Source organism: Methylobacterium sp. CCH5-D2 (genome assembly GCF_001556475.1).
Taxonomy (GTDB): domain Bacteria; phylum Pseudomonadota; class Alphaproteobacteria; order Rhizobiales; family Beijerinckiaceae; genus Methylobacterium; species Methylobacterium hispanicum.
Window position 1 is genome coordinate 1 of sequence record NZ_LSIX01001126.1, and the last position, 13,957, is coordinate 13,957.

The window sequence follows — 13,957 nt, forward strand, 5'->3', positions numbered from 1 at the left end:
CGGACGGCAGCGACCATGCCGGATCGCTGCGCAACCCGCCGGCCTTCAACAACCTCTACGGCCTGCGCACCAGCTACGGCCGCATCCCGGCCGAGAGCCCGGACGTCTTCACGCCCTCGCTCGGGGTGCTCGGCGCGGTCGGGCGCTCGCCCGCCGATATCGGGCTGATGCTCTCGGTCATCGCCGGCTACGACCCGCGCGCGCCCCTCTCGAACCGGGAGGATCCGGCCGCCTTCGCCGCCCCGCTGGAGCGGGACTTCACCGGCACCCGGATCGCCTGGATGGGCGATCTCGGCGGGCACCTGCCCTTCGAGGCGGGCGTGCTGGAGACAGGCGAGGCGGCCCTCGACACGTTCCGGGCGATCGGCTGCACGGTCGAGGCGGCCTACCCGGCCTTCGACTACGCGGCGCTCTGGCGCGACTGGCTGACGCTGCGGGCCTGGACGGTCGCGGCCAGCCTGCGGCCGTTCTACGAGAACCCGCGGACCCGCGCCCAGCTCAAGCCCGAGGCAGCCTGGGAGGTGGAGCGGGGGCTGGCGCTCGGCGCGGAGGCCGTCACCCGGGCGCAGGAAGGGCGCACGCGCTGGTACCGGACGGTCCGCGACTTCATGGAGACCTACCCGTTCCTCGTGGCGCCCTGCGCGCAGGTCTTCCCGTTCCCGATCGGGCAGCGCTGGCCGGACCGGGTCGGCGGCCGACCGATGGACACCTACCATCGCTGGATGGAGACGGTGATTCCGGGGACGATGTCGGGCCTGCCGGCGCTCGCCGTGCCGGCGGGCTTCGGCCCCGGCGGCCTGCCGACCGGCATCCAGATCGTCGGCCCGAACCACGGCGAGCGCGCCTGCCTCGAACTCGGGGCCGCCTACGACGCGGCGAGCGGCTGGGTGGAGCGGTGCCGACCGCCGGAGGCGTGAGGCGGGCGATCCGCCGCCGTGAAACTTTCGCGTTCCCGCCCGTTGACCGTTCGGGTCCCCTCCGCTATCACGCCCGACACTTTCCGGCAGGAGCCCCGACATGGGACCGCCGGAAGGAACGGTTCCGGATCGGACTTCACGCGATGCGCACGGCCCTCATCGTAACGCTAGCGCCACTGACGGGGCGGCCCTGATCCACGGGCCGCGATCCGGGCGGTGGCGCATGCAGGGTCCCTCGGGGCCCTTTTTTGTTGCCTGAGGCCCGGGCTGATCGAACCGAAAAGACACGAGACGAAGACGGGACGAGGAGGAAGACGATGGGCGGCGAGGTCATGACCGGGGCCGAGATGGTCATCCGGGCATTCCAGGATCAGGGCGTCGACACGCTGTTCGGCTATCCGGGCGGCGCGGTGCTTCCGATCTACGACGCGCTCTTCCACCAGGAGGCGGTCAAGCACGTGCTCGTGCGCCACGAGCAGGGCGCCGTCCACGCGGCGGAGGGCTACGCGCGCTCCTCCGGCAAGGTCGGCTGCGTCCTCGTCACCTCGGGCCCCGGCGCCACCAACATCGTCACCGGCCTCACCGACGCGATGCTGGACTCGATCCCGCTCGTCTGCATCACCGGCCAGGTGCCCACGCACCTCATCGGCACCGACGCGTTCCAGGAATGCGACACGGTCGGCATCACCCGGCACTGCACGAAGCACAACTACCTCGTGAAATCGATCGCCGACCTGCCGCGCATCCTGCACGAGGCGTTCTACGTCGCCAAGAACGGCCGCCCCGGCCCGGTCGTGGTCGACCTGCCGAAGGACATCCAGTTCGCCAGCGGCCTCTACGAGAAGCCGACCTCCTCGCAGCACAAGACCTACCGGCCGGCCGTCGAGGGCGACCGCGAGCGCATCCGCGCGGCCGTCGAGCTGATGGCGAGCGCCCGCCGCCCGGTCTTCTACACCGGCGGCGGCGTCATCAACTCGGGTCCCGAGGCCTCGCGCCTGCTGCGCGAACTGGTCGCCGAGACCGGATTTCCGGTCACCTCGACCCTGATGGGGCTCGGCGCCTTCCCGGCCTCGGACGATAAATTCCTGGGCATGCTCGGCATGCACGGGACCTACGAGGCCAACCTCGCGATGCACGAGTGCGACGTGATGATCTGCGTCGGCGCCCGCTTCGACGACCGCATCACGGGGCGGCTGGACGCCTTCTCGCCCTTCTCGAAGAAGATCCACATCGACGTCGACGCCTCCTCGATCAACAAGGTGGTCAAGGTCGATGTCGGCATCGTCGGCGACTGCGCCTCGGTGCTCGAGGACATGCTGGAGGCCTGGCGCGCCCTGCCGTCGCGGCCCGAGAGGAGCAACCTCGAAGGGTGGTTTTCCAAGATCGCCACGTGGCGGGCGCGCGAGTGCCTCGCCTACTGGCCGTCGGGCACGATCATCAAGCCGCAATACGCCGTGCAGCGCCTCTACGAGGCCTGCAAGGACCGCGAGACCTACATCACCACCGAGGTCGGCCAGCACCAGATGTGGGCGGCCCAGTACTTCAAGTTCGAGGAGCCGAACCGCTGGATGACGTCGGGCGGCCTCGGCACCATGGGCTACGGCCTGCCGGCGGCCATCGGCACGCAGCTCGCCCACCCGAACGGGCTCGTCATCGACATCGCGGGCGAGGCCTCGATCCTGATGAACATCCAGGAGCTCTCCACGGCGGTGCAGTACCGCCTGCCGGTCAAGATCTTCATCCTGAACAACGAGTACATGGGCATGGTGCGCCAGTGGCAGGAGCTGCTGCACGGCTCGCGCTACTCGCAGAGCTACTCGGAGAGCCTGCCGGACTTCGTGAAGCTCGCCGAGGCCTACGGCGCCAAGGGCATGCGCTGCGAGAAGCCGGGCGACCTCGACGCGGCGATTGCCGAGATGCTGGCCTATGACGGGCCGGTGATCTTCGACTGCGTCGTGGACAAGACCGAGAACTGCTTCCCGATGATCCCGTCGGGCAAGGCCCACAACGAGATGCTCCTGTCCGACTATCTCGGCGAGACCGGGGTCGAGCTCGGCGACGTCATCTCCGAGGAAGGCAAGATGCTGGTCTGAGGAGCCCGCGCGGGGTTCTCAACCGTGCGCTCCGTCGCCCCGGGTGCTGCGGCCCGTCCGCAGCACCCGCCAGGCCAGGGCGATCCGTTCCCGCCAGTCCAGCGGCGGGGGAGGCGGGGGCTCCGGCAGGTCGTGGTGGCGGCGCGGGTCGAGACGGGGCGTCGCGGCGGCCCGCTCCGCCGGGCTCGCGGCGGCGCGCTTGCGGAGCGTCACGTAGAACTGGAGCTGCTCGCGCTCGGTCGGCTCGATCGCGGCGATCTCGAACGGGATCAGGTCGAGGGCGATCAGCTCGCCGAACACGGCGAGGAAGCTCGCCGGCGTGTAGACCGTGCAATGGGCGTCGAAATAGGCGCCGGTCTCGGCGACCATTCGGGCGTCGCGCAGCGCGCTGACGAGCTGGTTGTCGAAGAGCGGCGGCGGCTCGCGGCCCGCGCCCGCCCAGATCGCCACGAGATCGACGCTCGCCGTGCGGGCGGTGTGCTCGAAGATCTGGGCCGGGCTCGTCGTGGTGGCGCCGGAGAGATGGTGGGCGACGAGGTCGCCCGTGGTCGAGGGCGCGCGCCGGAAGTCGAAGGTGAAGCGCTTGTCGGGCACGGCCAGGAACAGGACACCGTCCTCGCGCAGGCACGCGGCCATGTCGCCGAGCCAGCCGACCGGGTCGGCCACGTGCTCCATCACGTGGCTCGCCACGATGTAGTCGACCGGCGCGCGGGGGCCCAGCGCCTCCGTCAGCGTCCGGCCGTCGAGGACGAGGTCGATCTCCATGAGGGGAGCCGCGTCCGGGCCGGTGACGTCGGGATGGGTCGCGTACTTGGTGCGCAGGTCCGCGGTCGCGCGGTGGTCGGCGTAGAGGATCTCGCCGTCGTCGCGGCGGATCAGCGGCCGGTTCAGCGGCCCGATCTCGACGCCGATCCGGCCGCGGGGCTGCACGGCGTCGAGGGCGCGCTGGCGGGAGGTCATGGGCGGCGCCGATATCACAGGCGCGCCGGAAGGGTCCAGAAATCTGGGGTCCAGAAAACGGTTCACCGCGGGGCGGTGCGGCCGATAAGAGAGGCGGGAGAGACGAGGCCATGAACGCGATGAACACCCACTACCCCGATCCGGTGAAGGTCGAGCCGGTCAACCGCCACACGCTCGCGGTGATCGTCGACAACGAGCCGGGCGTGCTGGCCCGCATCTCCGGCATGTTCTCCGGCCGCGGCTACAACATCGAGAGCCTGACGGTGTCCGAGACGGAGGCCGAGCGCCACCTCTCGCGCATCACCATCGTGACCTCGGGCACCGACGCGGTCATCCAGCAGATCAAGGCGCAGCTCGACCGGCTGGTGCCGGTGCACCGGGTCGTCGACCTGACGCTCCAGGGCAACGCCATCGAGCGCGAGATCTGCCTGGTGAAGGTCGCGGGGAAGGGCGAGCACCGCAGCGAGGCGCTGCGGCTGGCCGCCGCCTTCGGCGCCAAGACGCTCGATGCCACGCTGACCTCCTTCGTGTTCGAGCTCACCGGCACCACCGAGGAGATCGACCGCTTCGTGCGCCTGATGACGGTGATCGGCCTGGTCGAGACCTGCCGCACCGGCATCTCGGCGATGGGCCGCGGCGCCGAGCCGTTGTAGGATCGGCCCGTATCTCCGCCGGCGCGGCCCGCGCGCCGGCCCCCGGAGGCCTGCGCGATGGAAGCCAAAGTCGTTCGCTGGGGCGACGACCTCGCCGTCCGGCTCACCCCGGCGGAGGCCGAGGAACTCGGCATCCGCGAGGGTGAGACGGTGGAAATGACCGTGACGCGCAAGGCTGCGCGGAGACGTCTCGTGAACGGCGAGCCCGTGCCTACGCTTGCCGAGATGATCGCCGAGATGGAGCGTCTCGGCCCCAGTCATCGACCGAGGACCGTTGATTGGGGACCCGACGTCGGCGCGGAAATCATCCGTGACGACTGAGGACCGCCTCCTCCAGGCCGGCGACATCGTATGGGTTGACCTGCGGCCGACCCTCGGGCGCGAGCAGAGCGGCGTGCGCCCGGCCGTCGTGCTTTCGGATGCGGGCTTCCACCGCCTGAACGAGACGGCCATCGTCTGTCCGGTCACCAGCAACACGAAGCCGTGGCCGACGAAGATCGTGCTGCCCGACGATCTCCCGGTCACGGGCGCCGTCCTCGCCGACCAGATCCGATGCGTCGACCGAGCGTCGCGCGGCTTTCGTCGCGTCGGCTCCGTGCCTGATGACGTGCTTCTCAAGATCCGCCTAATGGTCGCGGAACTGATCGGCCTTCCGGCCGAGCAGACCTCGCAATAGGATACCCATGACCACACCCACCCTCTACTACGCCCCCGGCGCCTGCTCGCTCGCCTCCCACATCGCCCTGGAGGAGGCCGGCCACCCGTTCGAGACCGAGCGGCTCAACCTGCAGGCCGGCGACCAGCGCTCCGCCCGCTACCTCGCGGTGAACGAGCGCGGCCGGGTGCCGGCCCTCGTCACCGGCGACTGGGTGCTCACCGAGAACACCGCCATCCTGCGCCACGTGGCGCGGCTCCACCCCGCCCTCTGGCCCGCGGACCCGCAGGACCAAGCGGTGGCCGACGAGTGGCTGGCCTGGCTCTCCACCAACCTCCACACGACCTACGCCCACATCCGCCGCCCCGAGCGCTACACCGCCGACGAGGCGGCCTTCGCGGGGATCCAGGCCAAGGCGCTCGACACGTTCGGCGACCTCTGCACCATGACGGAGGTGCGCCTCTCGAACGGCGGCTGGGCGGTCGGCGGCCACTACAGCGTGGTGGATCCCTACCTGCTCCTGTTCTGGACCTGGGGCCGCGGCCCGGCCTGCAAGTTCGACATGGAAGAGCGTTTCCCGGCCTGGACGGCGCATGCCCGCGCCATGGCCGAGCGCCCGGCCGTGCAGGCGGTGTTCGCCCGCGAGAAGCTCGACCTGCCCCGCTGAGCCCGCATCGCCCTCTTGCCGAAGGGGGCGAATCGGCCTAGAGGACGCGCCGTACCGTACGGTACGGTACTGCCGAGCAGCCGATGCAGCCGAGCTTCGCCAGACAGGACGAGACGGTCCCCGAGACGGTCCCCGAGACCGTCGCCGAGCCCCCGTCGGCCCGCCAGCAGGCGGTGCTCGACGCCGTGCTCGGGCTGATGGTGGAGGAGGGCGACCAGCTCACCATGGACGCGGTGGCCCGCCGGGCCAGCTGCTCCAAGGAAACGCTCTACAAGTGGTTCGGCGACCGCGACGGCCTGCTCACCGCGACGGTGCGCTGGCAGGCCTCGCGGGTCCATGCCGGTCGCTACGCCCCGAACGCCCTCGACGTCACGGCCCTGCGCGAGAGCCTGCAGGATTTCGCCGCGACCTGGCTGGAGGTGATCGCGAGCGACACCTCGGTCGCGCTGAACCGCCTCGCCATCGGCCATGCCGGCTCGCGCAAGAGCAACCTCGGCGGCATCGTGCTGGCGAACGGGCGCTTCGCCATCGGCGAGCGGGTGAAGCCCGTGCTGGAGGCGGGCCGCGCGGCCGGGCTGCTGGCCTTCGACGACACCGAGGCGGCCTTCCGGACCTTCATCGGTCTGGTCGGCCGCGACATCCAGATCCGCCTTCTGCTCGGCGACGCGCTCCCCCTCGACGCCGGTGAGATCCGGCGCGACGCGGACCGCGCCGTCGAGCAGTTCCTGGCCCTGTACGGCCGGGCCCGAACCCCGACACCCCCTTCGAGAGAGGAAGACTGACATGCGGGTTTACTACGATCGCGACGCCGACCTGAACCTGATCAAGGGCAAGAAGGTCGTCATCGTCGGCTACGGCTCCCAGGGCCACGCCCACGCGCTCAACCTGCGCGACTCGGGCGTCAAGGACATCGTCATCGCGCTGCGCGAGGGCTCGGCCACCGCCAAGAAGGCGGAGCACGAGGGCTTCAAGGTCATGAACGTGGCCGACGCCGCCAAGCAGGCCGACGTCGTCATGATGCTCACCCCCGACGAGCTGCAGGGCGACATCTACAAGGAGTCGCTGGAGCCGAACATGAAGCAGGGCGCCGCCCTCCTGTTCGCCCACGGCCTCAACGTGCACTTCAACCTGATCGAGCCCCGCAAGGACCTCGACGTGCTGATGGTCGCCCCCAAGGGCCCCGGCCACACGGTGCGCGGCGAGTACCTCAAGGGCGGCGGCGTGCCGACGCTCATCGCCATCGCGCAGGACGCCTCCGGCAACGCGCACGATCTCGGCCTCTCGTACGCCTCGGCCAATGGCGGCGGCCGCGCCGGCATCATCGAGACGACCTTCAAGGAGGAGTGCGAGACCGACCTGTTCGGTGAGCAGGCCGTGCTCTGCGGCGGCCTCGTCGAGCTGATCAAGGCCGGCTTCGAGACGCTCGTCGAGGCGGGCTACGCCCCCGAGATGGCCTATTTCGAGTGCCTGCACGAGGTGAAGCTGATCGTCGACCTCATCTACGAGGGCGGCATCGCCAACATGAACTACTCGATCTCGAACACCGCCGAGTACGGCGAGTACGTCACCGGCCCGCGCATCGTCACGCCCGAGACCAAGGCCGAGATGAAGCGCGTCCTCAACGACATCCAGTCGGGCATCTTCACCCGCAACTGGATGCTGGAGAACAAGGTCGGCCAGACCTCGTTCAAGGCCACCCGCGCCAAGCTCGCCGCCCACCCGATCGAGGAGGTCGGCGCCAAGCTCCGCGGCATGATGCCGTGGATCTCCGAGAAGGCGCTGGTCGACAAGTCCAAGAATTGATTTGGGACTTCGGAGGCCGTGCTTTGCTCGGCCTCCACCGTCGCGCTTCGGGGCCGGCTCCTTTCTGGGGGGCCGGCCTTTCTCGTGGGCGGTGCTTGGCCTAAACACCGCGCCCAAGGGCCCGCGGACGAGGCCCCGGAGGAGACGCGACAATGGCATCGCTCTATTCGGACGCGCACCGCGCGCTCCAGGAAGAGTTCGGCACGGTCAAGCTGGCGAACCGCCTCGACACCGACTGGGTGCACGAGACGATCCAGCCGGACGAGGCCGCCTTCATCGGCAGCCGCGACATGTTCTTCCTCTCGACCGTCGATCCCGACGGGATGCCCACCGTCTCCTACAAGGGCGGCGGCACCGGCTTCGTGACGGTCGTGGACGACACGACGCTCGCCTTCCCGGGCTTCGACGGCAACGGCATGTTCTACTCGATGGGCAACATCGAGGGGCAGGCCAAGGTCGGGCTGCTGTTCATCGATTTCGAGACGCCGCACCGCGTCCGCGTGCAGGGCCACGCCCGGCTGATGCGCGACGACCCGCTGCTCTCCGCGTACACGGAGGCCAAGTACATCGTCCGGGTGGACGTGACGAAGATCTGGGTCAACTGCCCGCGCTACATCCACAAGTACCGCAAGCTCGAGCAGAACAAGTACGTGCCGCGGCCGGATCGCGAGACACCGCTCGCCGCCTGGAAGCGCCTGGATCTGGCCGGCGACGTGATCAGCGACGCCGACAAGGCCCGCGTCGCCCGGGAAGGCCGCCTCGAAGTGTCCGAGTACGCGGCGCTCGTCGCGCGCGGCGAGGCCTGAGCGGGCTGGAGCGGGCCGGCGGCGCGCGCTATCGAGGCGCCGCCCCCCAGCGGAGATCGGACATGCCCCACATCGTCGTCAAGCTCTATGCCGGCAAGTCCGAGGCGCAGAAGGCCGAGATCGCCGAAGCGCTGACCCGGGCCCTGATGGCGAGCGCGGGCTGCTCCGAGACGGCGGTCTCGGTGGCGATCGAGGACGTCGCGCCCGAGGATTGGGCGGAGCGGGTCTACCGCCCGGAGATCGCCGCGCGGATGGACAGCCTCTACCGCAAGCCCGGCTACGATCCGCTCTGAGCCTCAGCCACCGGCCGCGAGGTCCGTGGTGTTGAGCCGGACCTTGTCATCGACCGCGGCGACGAGGTCGGCGTCGAAGCTGTGATGCCGGCCGTCGGCCGCGGGGTCCTTGCGGGTCAGCCTGATCCGCCGGCCCTCGACGGCGTCCACGGTGCCGACATGGCTGCCGTCCGGGCCGACCACCTCCATGTGGCCGCGGATGAGGGACAGGTTGATGGTCATGGCGCGGTCATCCTTCGCCTGAGCGTCTCCGTCCCGGATAACGGGATCCGCGGCGGGCGGGTTCGGGCGGCGGGTCGTCACAGGATCCGCGTCGCCTCGCGCTCGTCCTCACGAGCCGCCGAGCGCCTCCAGGGTGCGCGGGTCGGGCCGCCCGTCGAAGAACGTCGCCAGCGCCTCCCGGAACATGGGCTCGTTCGGATCGGCCTGACCGAACAGCGTCATGCTGGAGCGGAACTTCGCGTCGTCGGGCGAGCCGAACAGGGTGAGCGCCGTGAGCTCCGGGTGCCCGTTGGCGGCCTGGGTGCAGGTGTGCAGCCGCCGCCCGAGCAGCGGGTGGGCCAGATAGGCCCGGGCCTCCGCGAGCGAGCGGATGGCGTAACGCTGCGCCATCGGGCTGCGGCCGAGGCCGGCGATCTGCGGGAAGACGAACCACATCCAGTGGCTGCGCTTGGCCCCCGCCCGCAGCTCGGCCAGCGCCGTGCCGTAGGCGTCGCGCTGCGCCGCCACGAAGCGCTCGAGGTCGTGCGGGTCGTCAACCGGGTCACGCATCGGTTTCTCCGTGCTGCCTTCAAGGCGGAACGATCGGCCTCCGGACCGGCTCCGTCGATGCCCCTCGGACATACGTGCCCCGCGCGGCCTCGGCGGCCCGGACGCGCCCGCGAGGTCCTGCCGGGGCGGGTTTGTATCTAGAATAATTACACAAGATATCGCTTGGAAACAGGCTATTACTTGGTATCAGATCGATCACAGAACCGTGATTTTCGCGTAATCGCGACGATCCTTCCGTTCGATCGTCGCATCAAGGCCGAGACAATGAAGCCGATTTCCACCTCAGAGACTGAGAACAACCTTATAACGACTCTGAACGGATCGTTGCGAACCTCTCTGCTGGCCTCTGTCTTTGCGCTGATGATTCCGGTTGCGGCCCGGGCCCAGGCGGCCGGTTCCGAGGTCGAGCTGGCGGAGCTGAGCGTCACGGGGCAGGGCGCGGCGCGCAGCCTCGGCGGCGCACTCTACGGGCCGGGTGGCGCGAGCGGCGCGGTGCCGGGCTATGTCGCCAGCCGCAGCACGGTCGGCACCAAGACCGACACACCGATCCTGGAGACGGCGCAGTCGATCTCGGTGATCGGCCGCAAGCAGATCGAGGACCAGAACGCACTCACCGTCACCCAGGCCCTGCGCTTCACGCCGAGCGTCGCCAGCGAGACGCGCGGCGCGTCGGGCGAGACGCGCCTGGAACTCTTCCTCATCCGCGGCTTCCAGGCGCCGGTTTTCCTCGACGGCATGCTGCTGCCCGGGGGACGCGACGCCAACGCGACGGTCGATCCGTTCCGGCTGGAGCGCATCGACATCATCAAGGGGCCTGCCTCGGTGCTCTACGGCCAGTCCGGCCCAGGCGGCCTCGTCAACCTCGTCTCCAAGGTCCCGCAATTCGTCAATCACGGCGAGATCTTCGTGCAGGGCGGGAGTTTCCACACCCTGCGCGGCGGCATCGACGTCGGCGGCCCGATCCCGTCGGAGGCCGGCCCGCTCGCCGATCAGTTCGCCTACCGCATCATCGCCTCGGGCTGGAACGCGGACGGCCCGGTCAACACGACCCGGATCGAGCGCGCCCTGATCAGCCCGAGCCTGACGTGGCGTCCCTCGGCCGACACGAACCTGACGATCATCGCCAACTACCAGCGCGACCCATTCTCGGGCTATTACGGGGCGGCACCGGGCCTCGGCACGGTCTTCCCGTCGAGTTTCGGCATCGCGGGCGGCCCGCTCGGGCGCCTGCCGCGCAACTTCTACGACGGCGATCCGAATATCGAGCGCTCCGACCGGACCCAGGCCTCGGCCGAGTACATCTTCGACCACAGCTTCGACGCGGGCCTGCGCTTCCACTCGACCGGCCGCTTCCTGCGCACGCTGGGCGACTACCGCAGCGTCTACACCAGCACGTTCAACAACTTCGCGGCATCCGGCGGGCGGAACAGCTGGGACGGCCGCTTCCTGAGGCGCTCGGTCATCGGCACGGACGTGGCGCTCGACGCCTTCACCACCGACAACAACGTCGTGGGGAACTTCGACACCGGTCCCTTCAGCCACAGCGTCCTCGTCGGACTCGACCACCGCACCCTCTACACCAAGACCTTCGCCACGCCGTTCCCGGACGCCCCGTCGCTCGACCTGCTCAACCCGCTCTACGGTCAGACCATCGCCTTCCCGGCCTTCACCTCGGTCTCCGACATCACGGCGCAGCAGACCGGCATCTACTTCCAGGACCAGATCAAGTTCGACCGCCTCGTCCTGACGCTCGGCGGGCGCTACGACTGGGCGCGCCAGTCGGGCCCGACCCGCTCCTTCACCAACGGCTCGGTCACGAGCCAGGACGTGCCGGCCGAGGCCTTCACCAAGCGCGCCAGCCTGCTCTACCTCTTCGACAGCGGCGTCGCGCCCTATGTCAGCTACTCGGAGGCCTTCGAGCCGATCCTCAGCGGCCTGATCTTCGACGGCCGCCCCGATGCCGGCCGCCTGCCGGATCCGGCCAGCAGCCGGCAGTTCGAAGCCGGCGTGAAGTACCAGCCGCCCGGCACCGACATTCTGCTCACCGCGGCGGCCTTCGACATCAAACGCGTGAACGGCCTCACGCCGGACCCGGTCAACGGCACACGCTTCTCGATTCAGACCGGCAAGGTCAGCGCCCAGGGCCTGGAGTTCGAGGCACGGGCCAACATCAACGAGAACCTGACCCTCGTCGGCGGCGTCTCGGTGATCGACATCGTCAATTCCGGCACCGGCACCACGGTCAACGAGTTGACCGGCCGGACCGTGCCGCTACTCGGCCTACGCCCGACCCAGGTGCCGGACACCTCGGTCTCGCTGTTCGGGAACTACCGCTTCCTCAGCGGGCCGCTCGCCGGCCTCGGCATCGGCGGCGGCGTGCGCTATCTCGGCGCCTCGCAGGGCGACGCGGCCAACAGCTTCCAGGTCCCGGCGAACTATGTGATCGACGCGCTCGCCTCTTACGACTTCGGCTATCTCGACGCCACGTTGAAGGGCATGCAGCTCCAGATCAACGCCCAGAACCTCCTCGACGAGAAGTACGTGCAGAGCTGCATCTACCAGGCGTGGTGCTATTACGGCGCGCCCCGCACGGTCTTCGCGACCCTGCGCTACCGCTGGTAAGGGCCGGCCATGCGCACCGGTTTCCGGCAATCGATGGCGTGGCTGCACGCGTGGTCCGGCCTGGTGGTCGGGTGGGTGCTGTTCGCGGTCTTCGTCACCGGCACGGCGAGCTACTACAAGGCCGAGATCGCGCACTGGATGCAGCCCGAACTCGGCGCCCGGGAGACGCTCGCGCCGGAGGCCGTCGCGGCGGCCGTCGAGCGCGGCGTCGCCTACATGGAGACCCATGCGGGCGAGGCGCGGGCGTGGTTCATCACGCCGCCGCGCCCCGACCGGCCCGTGACCGAGCTGTTCTGGCGCACGCGGCCCGGCGGCCCGACAGGCCACGTGCTGCTCGACCCCGAGACCGGCGCCCCCGCGCGGGTGCGCGAGACGCGGGGCGGCGACTTCCTCTACCGCTTCCACTTCGAGCTTCACATGGCCCCGCTCTGGGGCCGCTGGGTCGTGGGCATCTGCGCCCTGATCATGCTGGTGGCGCTGGTCTCCGGCGTGGTCACGCACCGGCGCATCTTCGCCGACTTCTTCACCTTCCGGCGCGGCGCGAAGTCGGCCCAGCGCGGCTGGCTCGACGCGCACAACCTCACGGGCGTGCTGGCGCTGCCCTTCCACCTGATGATCACCTATACGGGCCTCGTCACGCTGGCGGTGATGTACATGCCTTGGGGCGTGCGCACCGCCTACGACGGCAACGCGCAGGCACTCTTCCACGAGTCGGGCCAGATCACGAAGCCGCGCCCGCCCGCCGGGCAACCCGGCACGCTGGCACCGATCGGGCCGATGGTGCTCCAGGCCATCGCCGCCGTGCCCGAGACCCTGGAGCGCGTCTCGGTCCAGAACCCCGGGGACGCGAACGCCACGGTGGTGGCGGTGTTCGAGGAGCCGCACGGTCTCTCGCACGAGCACCCGCAGGTCGCCTTCGCGGGGACGACGGGCGCGCTCCTGGAGGTCCGCCAGGGCGCGCTCAAGCCCGCGACCAAGACCTTCTCGACGATGGTCGGCCTGCACGAGGCGCACTTCGCCGGACCGACCTTGCGACTGCTGTTCTTCCTCTCGGGGCTTGCCGGCTGCGCGATGGTGGCGACGGGCCTGCTGCTCTGGGCTGTCGCGCGGGTGCCGAAACCCGGCGCGCGCGCGGGGTTCGGCCTGCGCCTCGTGCGCGGGCTCAACATCGCGACGATCGCCGGCCTGCCGGCGGGCATCGCCGCCTTCTTCCTTGCCAACCGCCTGCTGCCGGTGGATCTCGCGGCCCGGGCCGAGTGGGAGGTGCGGGCCTTCTTCGCCGTCTGGACGGCAGTGGGCCTCGCGGGGCTCCTGCGCCCGCCCGAGCGGGCCTGGCCGGAGATGCTGCGGACGGGGGCGGCGCTCTACGCGGGCGTCGCCGTGGCGGACGGCGTGCGGATCGTCGCCGGGCCGGGGCCGTTCGACGCCGTCATCCTCGGCTTCGACGGAGCGATGCTGGCGCTCGCCGCGCTGCTGCTCTTCGCGGCCCGCAAGGCTGCCGCCCGGGGATCCGCTGCCGCTCGGGACGCGAAGGGCCGCGACACGGCGCGGGGGCGGAACGCCCTGCTGAGCGGTGAGGGCGGCCTCAGGACACAGCCCTGAGGCCATCCGGACGGTCCCGTCTCAGACCGTTTCCGGTCGATGGGTTCGACCCTGTGAGGTGAACCGCGCCCTGCCCCCTCTCCCAGAGGGAGAGGGTTGGGGTGAGGGGTATGAC

Annotated in this window: 15 protein-coding genes; 12 read left to right on the top strand and 3 right to left on the bottom strand. The window is 70.0% G+C overall.

What is annotated here, in order from left to right; genetic code table 11:
- Together AX737_RS30525 and AX737_RS30530 are read left to right on the top strand one after the other, a co-directional pair.
- Nucleotides 1–917 (top strand): amidase family protein (locus tag AX737_RS30525; RefSeq protein ID WP_245293530.1); only part of this gene is annotated, 917 nt, incomplete at its 5' end.
- Between the two features lie 317 nt (nucleotides 918–1,234).
- Nucleotides 1,235–3,010, top strand: coding sequence for an acetolactate synthase 3 large subunit (locus tag AX737_RS30530; protein WP_066927825.1), 1,776 nt, complete (start codon nucleotides 1,235–1,237; stop codon nucleotides 3,008–3,010).
- A gap of 18 nt (nucleotides 3,011–3,028) precedes the next feature.
- Here the strand turns inward: AX737_RS30530 and AX737_RS30535 are convergent, their stop codons facing one another.
- Nucleotides 3,029–3,970 (bottom strand): methyltransferase domain-containing protein, encoded by a 942-nt coding sequence (locus AX737_RS30535; RefSeq protein ID WP_066927826.1) that lies wholly within the window; start codon nucleotides 3,968–3,970, stop codon nucleotides 3,029–3,031.
- A 110-nt stretch (nucleotides 3,971–4,080) separates the two neighbouring features.
- Here AX737_RS30535 and ilvN point away from each other — a divergent pair, with 110 nt between their 5' ends.
- The 8 genes from ilvN (at nucleotide 4,081) to AX737_RS30575 (ending at nucleotide 8,847) form a co-directional block, all read left to right on the top strand.
- Nucleotides 4,081–4,623, top strand: a complete 543-nt coding sequence (gene ilvN, locus AX737_RS30540) for an acetolactate synthase small subunit (RefSeq protein ID WP_066927828.1) — start codon at nucleotides 4,081–4,083, stop codon at nucleotides 4,621–4,623.
- 57 nt (nucleotides 4,624–4,680) lie between these two features.
- Nucleotides 4,681–4,944 (top strand): MazF family transcriptional regulator, encoded by a 264-nt coding sequence (locus tag AX737_RS30545; RefSeq protein ID WP_066927830.1) that lies wholly within the window; start codon nucleotides 4,681–4,683, stop codon nucleotides 4,942–4,944.
- Nucleotides 4,934–5,299 carry a type II toxin-antitoxin system PemK/MazF family toxin gene (locus AX737_RS30550; protein ID WP_082773385.1) on the top strand — a complete coding sequence of 122 codons (366 nt, stop codon included), beginning with the start codon at nucleotides 4,934–4,936 and terminating at the stop codon, nucleotides 5,297–5,299. The genes AX737_RS30545 and AX737_RS30550 overlap by 11 nt, the downstream gene beginning before the upstream one ends.
- Nucleotides 5,300–5,306: 7 nt before the next feature.
- Nucleotides 5,307–5,945 carry a glutathione S-transferase N-terminal domain-containing protein gene (locus AX737_RS30555; protein ID WP_066927832.1) on the top strand — a complete coding sequence of 213 codons (639 nt, stop codon included), beginning with the start codon at nucleotides 5,307–5,309 and terminating at the stop codon, nucleotides 5,943–5,945.
- 83 nt (nucleotides 5,946–6,028) lie between these two features.
- Nucleotides 6,029–6,727 carry a TetR/AcrR family transcriptional regulator C-terminal domain-containing protein gene (locus AX737_RS30560; RefSeq protein WP_066927834.1) on the top strand — a complete coding sequence of 233 codons (699 nt, stop codon included), beginning with the start codon at nucleotides 6,029–6,031 and terminating at the stop codon, nucleotides 6,725–6,727.
- A gap of 1 nt (nucleotide 6,728) precedes the next feature.
- Complete coding sequence (ilvC, locus tag AX737_RS30565; RefSeq protein WP_066927836.1) at nucleotides 6,729–7,748, top strand: ketol-acid reductoisomerase; 1,020 nt, start codon at nucleotides 6,729–6,731, stop codon at nucleotides 7,746–7,748.
- Between the two features lie 152 nt (nucleotides 7,749–7,900).
- On the top strand, nucleotides 7,901–8,554 hold the full coding sequence (locus AX737_RS30570) for a pyridoxamine 5'-phosphate oxidase family protein (protein ID WP_066927838.1): 654 nt from the start codon (nucleotides 7,901–7,903) through the stop codon (nucleotides 8,552–8,554).
- A gap of 62 nt (nucleotides 8,555–8,616) precedes the next feature.
- Nucleotides 8,617–8,847, top strand: a complete 231-nt coding sequence (locus AX737_RS30575; protein WP_066927840.1) for a tautomerase family protein — start codon at nucleotides 8,617–8,619, stop codon at nucleotides 8,845–8,847.
- Between the two features lie 3 nt (nucleotides 8,848–8,850).
- Here AX737_RS30575 and AX737_RS30580 read toward each other — a convergent pair whose 3' ends face one another.
- Together AX737_RS30580 and AX737_RS30585 are read right to left on the bottom strand one after the other, a co-directional pair.
- Nucleotides 8,851–9,069, bottom strand: coding sequence for a DUF2171 domain-containing protein (locus AX737_RS30580; protein ID WP_066927843.1), 219 nt, complete (start codon nucleotides 9,067–9,069; stop codon nucleotides 8,851–8,853).
- Nucleotides 9,070–9,177: 108 nt separating this feature from the next.
- A complete protein-coding gene (locus tag AX737_RS30585) occupies nucleotides 9,178–9,618 on the bottom strand; it encodes a DUF1810 domain-containing protein (RefSeq protein ID WP_066927845.1) in 441 nt (146 codons plus the stop codon).
- Between the two features lie 360 nt (nucleotides 9,619–9,978).
- Between AX737_RS30585 and AX737_RS30590 the strand changes: the two genes are divergently transcribed.
- Nucleotides 9,979–12,240: a TonB-dependent siderophore receptor gene (locus AX737_RS30590; RefSeq protein ID WP_245293531.1), complete on the top strand. Its 2,262-nt coding sequence runs from the start codon at nucleotides 9,979–9,981 to the stop codon at nucleotides 12,238–12,240.
- A gap of 9 nt (nucleotides 12,241–12,249) precedes the next feature.
- A complete protein-coding gene (locus tag AX737_RS30595) occupies nucleotides 12,250–13,842 on the top strand; it encodes a PepSY-associated TM helix domain-containing protein (protein ID WP_156454062.1) in 1,593 nt (530 codons plus the stop codon).
- Nucleotides 13,843–13,957 lie beyond the last annotated feature (115 nt).

Excerpts from the sequence above, each read along its gene's own strand:
- ilvC (WP_066927836.1), top strand. The coding sequence starts at position 6,729 with ATGCGGGTTTACTACGATCGCGACGCCGACCTGAACCTGATCAAGGGC.
- AX737_RS30530 (WP_066927825.1), top strand. The coding sequence starts at position 1,235 with ATGGGCGGCGAGGTCATGACCGGGGCCGAGATGGTCATCCGGGCATTC.
- AX737_RS30535 (WP_066927826.1), bottom strand. The coding sequence starts at position 3,970 with ATGACCTCCCGCCAGCGCGCCCTCGACGCCGTGCAGCCCCGCGGCCGG.
- AX737_RS30580 (WP_066927843.1), bottom strand. The coding sequence starts at position 9,069 with ATGACCATCAACCTGTCCCTCATCCGCGGCCACATGGAGGTGGTCGGC.
- AX737_RS30545 (WP_066927830.1), top strand. The coding sequence starts at position 4,681 with ATGGAAGCCAAAGTCGTTCGCTGGGGCGACGACCTCGCCGTCCGGCTC.
- AX737_RS30560 (WP_066927834.1), top strand. The coding sequence starts at position 6,029 with ATGCAGCCGAGCTTCGCCAGACAGGACGAGACGGTCCCCGAGACGGTC.
- AX737_RS30590 (WP_245293531.1), top strand. The coding sequence starts at position 9,979 with ATGATTCCGGTTGCGGCCCGGGCCCAGGCGGCCGGTTCCGAGGTCGAG.
- AX737_RS30555 (WP_066927832.1), top strand. The coding sequence starts at position 5,307 with ATGACCACACCCACCCTCTACTACGCCCCCGGCGCCTGCTCGCTCGCC.
- AX737_RS30570 (WP_066927838.1), top strand. The coding sequence starts at position 7,901 with ATGGCATCGCTCTATTCGGACGCGCACCGCGCGCTCCAGGAAGAGTTC.
- ilvN (WP_066927828.1), top strand. The coding sequence starts at position 4,081 with ATGAACGCGATGAACACCCACTACCCCGATCCGGTGAAGGTCGAGCCG.
- AX737_RS30575 (WP_066927840.1), top strand. The coding sequence starts at position 8,617 with ATGCCCCACATCGTCGTCAAGCTCTATGCCGGCAAGTCCGAGGCGCAG.
- AX737_RS30595 (WP_156454062.1), top strand. The coding sequence starts at position 12,250 with ATGCGCACCGGTTTCCGGCAATCGATGGCGTGGCTGCACGCGTGGTCC.
- AX737_RS30585 (WP_066927845.1), bottom strand. The coding sequence starts at position 9,618 with ATGCGTGACCCGGTTGACGACCCGCACGACCTCGAGCGCTTCGTGGCG.